This is a genomic window from Microbacterium sp. Bi128 (assembly GCF_918698205.1).
Genome location: NZ_CAKKMM010001068.1, coordinates 1 through 1,780, shown reverse-complemented (window position 1 = coordinate 1,780; position 1,780 = coordinate 1). Strand labels below are relative to the sequence as shown.

At 63.1% G+C, this 1,780-nt stretch carries 2 protein-coding genes; one reads left to right on the top strand and one right to left on the bottom strand.

Annotated elements, in window-relative coordinates; translation table 11 throughout:
- Positions 1 to 172: 172 nt before the first annotated feature.
- Entirely contained in the window at positions 173 to 1,093 is a 921-nt protein-coding gene (locus LQV45_RS29810) for a cation diffusion facilitator family transporter (protein ID WP_079551287.1), read from the bottom strand.
- A 230-nt stretch (positions 1,094 to 1,323) separates the two neighbouring features.
- Here LQV45_RS29810 and LQV45_RS29805 point away from each other — a divergent pair, with 230 nt between their 5' ends.
- On the top strand, positions 1,324 to 1,593 hold the full coding sequence (locus LQV45_RS29805) for a GlsB/YeaQ/YmgE family stress response membrane protein (protein ID WP_230010760.1): 270 nt from the start codon (positions 1,324 to 1,326) through the stop codon (positions 1,591 to 1,593).
- Positions 1,594 to 1,780 lie beyond the last annotated feature (187 nt).

Sequence of the window (1,780 nt, the reverse complement as noted above, 5' to 3'; positions counted from 1 at the left end):
GCCAACGGCAGAGGAAGAGGCCGAGGCAGCAGGGTGCAGATGCTCCAAAAAGAACAGCAGTCCGGTCCAGTGATGCACTGGGCAGGACTGCTGTTCTGTTGAGGGGCTGCCGTTCCATCTGGCGGCTGCCGTTCTCCCTATGGGCTTCCGTTCTCCCTGTGGGCTGGGCGGCTCAGGGGGCGCTGACGCGCTGCACATCCGGTTCCAGATAGATGACCCGGGCAATCGGGACGGCTTCCCGAACCCGGACCTCCGCGTCATCAATCGCCTTCGCAATGTCCTGGCCCGAGTCCGAGCGGCCGATGCTGATCTTGGCCGCCACCAGCAGCTCCTCGGGGCCAAGGTGCATGGTCTTGAGGTGAATGATGCTGGTGCCGCCGGCCTCGATCGCGCTGCGGATCTTGGCGACGTCATCGCGGGTGGCCGACTCGCCCAGCAGCAGGGACTTGGTTTCCATGGCCAGCACCACGGCGATCGCCACGAGCAGCAGACCGATCATCGCGGTGCCGAGGGCGTCCCAGATGCCGTTCCCGGTCAGGAGCGTCAGGCCCACGCCGAAGAGCGCGAACACCAGGCCCACGAGGGCGCCGAAGTCCTCGAGCAGGATCACCGGGAGTTCCGGCTGCTTGGCGTTGCGGATGAACTTAACCCAGCTCTGCTTCCCACGCAGGGGGTTGGATTCGATGATCGCTGTCCGGAACGAGAACGACTCGGCAATGATCGCGCCGATCAGGACGGCCAGCGGCACCCACCAGAAGTCACCTTCGATGGCGTGCGGGTGCTGGATTTTTCCCCAGGCCTCGTACAGTGCGAACAGGCCGCCGACGCTGAAAAGCACAATCGAAACGATGAAGGCGTAGATGTAACGCTCGCGGCCGTAGCCGAAGGGGTGCTCGGGGCTGGCTTCCCGCTTTGCGCGTTTGCCGCCGAGCAGGAGCAGCAGCTGGTTGCCGGAGTCTGCGAGGGAGTGAATCGCCTCGGCCAGCATGGACGAGGACAGCGTCAGAAAGTAGGCGACGAACTTCAAAACGGCGATGGTCAGGTTTGCGGCCAGCGCCGCGAGAATCGCCTTGGTACCGCCATTTGCAGCCACGTGAGCTTCTCCTTATGGGGTTCTTCCGGGGTGTATGCGAACACCGGAAGAACCCAGCGCCCACAAGGAATACCGTACCGGTTTCCGGGCCGGCGCCGAACCGCGGCGGGGACCAACGCTGCCACGTAACGATTGGGTAGTCCCCTGCTGACAAGCAATCCGCCCTATGTTAGCTTGAAGCCATATTCGGTATTCACAATTTGGATGCCGAAAAATATGTAGGAGGAGACATGGGCTTTCTTGGCTGGATCATTCTCGGACTCATAGTGGGTGCAATCGTCAAGGCACTCTTGCCCGGCAGGGTCGGTGGCGGCTGGGTTACCAGCCTCGTGCTCGGCGTCGTCGGCGCGATTGTTGGCGGCTGGATCGGGGACCTGCTGTTCGGCGGCGGCAAGATGGAATTCTGGAATCTCGGTTCCTGGCTCCTGGCCATCGTCGGTGGCCTCGCGGCCGCGTTCATCTACGGCGCCATCACAGGGCGCAACAAGACCACCACCTAATTCTTCAAGGCACTGGCCGCACACTTTGTGTGGGGGCGGCAGTGACACTACGACGGCGGGGCTCACCATTCGGTGGGCCCCGCCTTTCGTTTGGCCTGCGTTTTTCGGACAGGAATTCCTGCCGGACCCGCTGGTTTCCTGCTGGGCGGCTAGGGGGTTTGCTGGGAGCGGGCGCTGGCGTACAGGC